A 3,058-nucleotide genomic window follows, 5' to 3' on the forward strand; every position below is an offset into this window, starting at 1 on the left:
CCCCACACCCGACCCTCCCTCAGATCGGGTGAGGGAGGATCGCCGGAATTCCTGCGAAACGTGAGGGAGGGCCTGCGGATTTCCTGCGAAACGTGAGGGAGGGTCCTACTGGGGGCTGCCGCTCAGACGGTGTAGTGCACGCCGGCGACGGCGACGGCCACGTGCTGGCCGAAGACTTCCTTGGCTTCGGCCAGCACGGTGGTCGGGGAAGTCCAGACCGGGATGTGGGTCAGCAGCAGCCGCCGCGCCCCGGCGGCGACTGCCGCCTCGCCGGCGCGCCTGCCCGTCAGGTGCACGTCCTTGATGGCGTCGTCCCGGCCCTCCTCGAAGGCCGCCTCGCAGAGGAACAGGTCCGCGCCCTGGGCGGCGTCCTCGAGGYCGAGGCACGAGTCGGTGTCACCGGAATAGCTCAGCACACGGGTGACGGGTGTGCCGTCCATGTCCGGCTCGGTGACCTCCACGCGCAGCGCATAGGCCTCCTCGACGGGGTGGTTCACCGCGTACGGGGTGACGGTGAAAGGGCCCATGGCCACGGGCTTGCGCTCGGACCAGTTACTGAAGTCGAATTCCTCGTGCATGCCCGGGTCCAGGTCCAGCCCGTAAGCGGTCGCCATCCGGTCCGCGGTGGCGGCGGGCCCCCAGACCGGTATCCGGCCGCCGCCCCAGCCGCCCGGCTTCCAGCGCACCGCAACGTGCAGTCCGCACAGGTCCATGCAGTGGTCCGGGTGCAGGTGAGTCAGGAAGATCCCGTCGATGTCCTCGAGGTCGGTGTACCGCTGGATGGCGCCGAGCGCGCCGCTGCCCAGGTCCAGCACGATCTTCCAGCGCCGCTCGCCGTCGTGCGCTGTCAGCAGGTAGCACGACGCCGGCGAGCCGGGGCCGGGAAAGGATCCGGTGCACCCGACAATGGTCAGCTTCACAGGCCGGTCCCGCGCAGGCCGGTCAGCCGCGGCCGATCGGTGGCGACAAAGTTGGAGATCCGGGGCCGGCCGGCGGCGGCCTGGGCCGCGGCGATCATTTCCGGCGTGATCCGGGCAAGGCTGCCGGTGGGGTACTGCGCGGCGACGTGGTCCACATGGCGCACGCTGAGGACTTCCGGGCCGAGGAAGCGGCGGGCCAGGTGCTCGAACTGCGCGGCATCCCCGGTGGCGATGAAATTGTGTTCCGGGGCGGCGGCGCTGGTGCGCTCCAGGCCGCGGGAGGCCAGCGCACGGTAGACATCCTTGGCGGTTTCTTCGGCGCTGGACACCAGCGTGACCTCCTCGCCCAGGACGAAGGAGATCACCCCGGTAAGCAGCGGGTAGTGGGTGCAGCCCAGCACCACGGTGTCCACCCCGGCGGCCGTGAGCGGTGCCAGGTATTCGCGGGCGACGGCGAGGAGTTCGGGGCCGGTGGTGATGCCGGCCTCCACGTAGGGCACGAACGCCGGACACGCCACGGAGGTGATGTCCAGGTCCGGCGCCGCCGCGAAGGTGTCCTCGTAGGCGCGGGAGCCGATGGTGGCGGAGGTGCCCAGCACTCCGATCCGGCCGCTGCGGGTGGCGGCCACGGCCCGCCGCACGGCCGGCTGGATCACTTCGATCACCGGGATGCCGTACCGGGCGGTGTAACGTTCGCGGGCGTCGCGGAGCACGGCGGCGGACGCCGAGTTGCAGGCGATGGTGAGCAGCTTGACGCCGGAATCCACCAGTTCGTCCATCACGCCCAGCGCATTGGCGCGGACCTCGGCGATGGGCAGCGGCCCGTAGGGTCCGTGCGCGGTGTCGCCCACATAGAGGATGGATTCGTTGGGCAGCTGGTCGATGATGGACCGCGCCACGGTCAGGCCGCCGACGCCGGAATCAAAGACGCCGATCGGGCGCTCCCCGAGCCCGGAATTCCCGGCCCTGTCCGCTGCGGTCTCCGCGGCAGCGTCCGCTGTCGGATCCGTGCTCGATGCTGAAGTCATGATTATTCGAGGATAGGGCTTCGCCGCAGGTGCAGCCATCACATTGTGGCGAGCAACTCGTGTCTCATCGGTCACAAGCGGCGCCGCTGCCCTTACGCCTCGAGCGAGGCCAGCATCGCCTGGACCAGGGATTCCTGCAGCCAGGTGGTGAAGTTGTAGACGAGGGCCAGGTAGCTTTCCACGTCCTCGGCCTGCGACCAGTCCTGCATCCGGTGGACGTGCTCGGCGTCGGCGTCGTCCCGGATGTCGAGGCGTTCGGCTAGCACCAGCCGGATGTCGTTGAGCGCGGTGGACCAGTGCCGGGCGTCGGCCGGGGTCAGCACCAGCTCCTCCTTGTCCAGGCCCAGGGCCGCCGCCCTCAACGCGCCGATCTTGCTCTCCCGCAGCGAGCGCTCGGTGTAGCGGCGGAACTCGAGGGAGGCCGCGTCGTCGTCCTTCATGACGTTGGGCAGCAGGCGCTTCAGAGCGCGGTCGGACGGCTCCCGGGCCTCGCTGTCGAGTCCGACGAGCGCGGCCAGCGGATCCTGGTTGGCCCGTTCCGCCGGCTCCAGCATGGAGATGACGTCGTCGAAGAGGCTGCGCAGCAGGTCCCGTTCGGCCGGCTCCAGGTAGCCCGTGATGCCCTTGAGCCCATATTTAAATGCCTTAGCCACGTTTTCCCTTGCCCTTGCCCGATCCGGTACCGCCCGATCGGCCGCCGCCGGGGCCGCCGCTGGCCTTCTCCACGGTGGCCCACAGGCCGTAGCCGTGCATCGCCACCGCGTGCTGCTCGACCTGTTCCTTGCTGCCGTGCGCCACGATCGACCGGCCCTTCTTGTGGACCTCCAGCATGAGCTTGTTGGCCTTCGCCTCGGAATAGCCGAAGTAGCTGCGGAACACGTAGCTCACATAGCTCATCAGGTTCACCGGATCGTTCCAGATCACGAGGTTCCAAGGGATGTCCGGGGCGGTCAGGACGTCGGTCGACGCCGCTGTTCCGGTCTGGGTGCTCTCCTGGGTGTCAGGGCCGAGCGCAACGCTGAGGGTCATCTGTCCATTCTATGGGGAGGTGGGCCCACGCCGGCGAGGGCCCCACGGCGAAGCGAAGCGAGACGAGGGAGCCGGTGGGTG

General features: G+C 69.3%; 4 protein-coding genes. All 4 read right to left on the bottom strand.

Translation table 11 applies throughout. From position 1 onward, the window contains the following. Positions 1-122 precede the first annotated feature (122 nt). Genes AB4Y86_RS15620 through clpS form a run of 4 tightly spaced genes read right to left on the bottom strand, consistent with a single transcriptional unit; the run spans position 123 to position 2,977 of the window. Positions 123-920, bottom strand: coding sequence for an MBL fold metallo-hydrolase (locus tag AB4Y86_RS15620; protein WP_441403101.1), 798 nt, complete (start codon positions 918-920; stop codon positions 123-125). Next, entirely contained in the window at positions 917-1,987 is a 1,071-nt protein-coding gene (murI, locus tag AB4Y86_RS15625) for a glutamate racemase (RefSeq protein WP_441403102.1), read from the bottom strand. The genes AB4Y86_RS15620 and murI overlap by 4 nt, the downstream gene beginning before the upstream one ends. A gap of 53 nt (positions 1,988-2,040) precedes the next feature. Beyond that, complete coding sequence (locus tag AB4Y86_RS15630) at positions 2,041-2,601, bottom strand: DUF2017 domain-containing protein (RefSeq protein WP_441403103.1); 561 nt, start codon at positions 2,599-2,601, stop codon at positions 2,041-2,043. Further along, complete coding sequence (clpS, locus tag AB4Y86_RS15635) at positions 2,594-2,977, bottom strand: ATP-dependent Clp protease adapter ClpS (protein ID WP_441403104.1); 384 nt, start codon at positions 2,975-2,977, stop codon at positions 2,594-2,596. The genes AB4Y86_RS15630 and clpS overlap by 8 nt, the downstream gene beginning before the upstream one ends. Between the last annotated feature and the right edge of the window lie 81 nt (positions 2,978-3,058).

Origin of the sequence: Arthrobacter sp. 2YAF22_2, assembly GCF_052114645.1 — a bacterium.
Taxonomy (GTDB): Bacteria; Actinomycetota; Actinomycetes; order Actinomycetales; family Micrococcaceae; genus Arthrobacter.

Excerpts from the sequence above, each read along its gene's own strand:
- clpS (WP_441403104.1), bottom strand. The coding sequence starts at position 2,977 with ATGACCCTCAGCGTTGCGCTCGGCCCTGACACCCAGGAGAGCACCCAG.
- murI (WP_441403102.1), bottom strand. The coding sequence starts at position 1,987 with ATGGCTGCACCTGCGGCGAAGCCCTATCCTCGAATAATCATGACTTCA.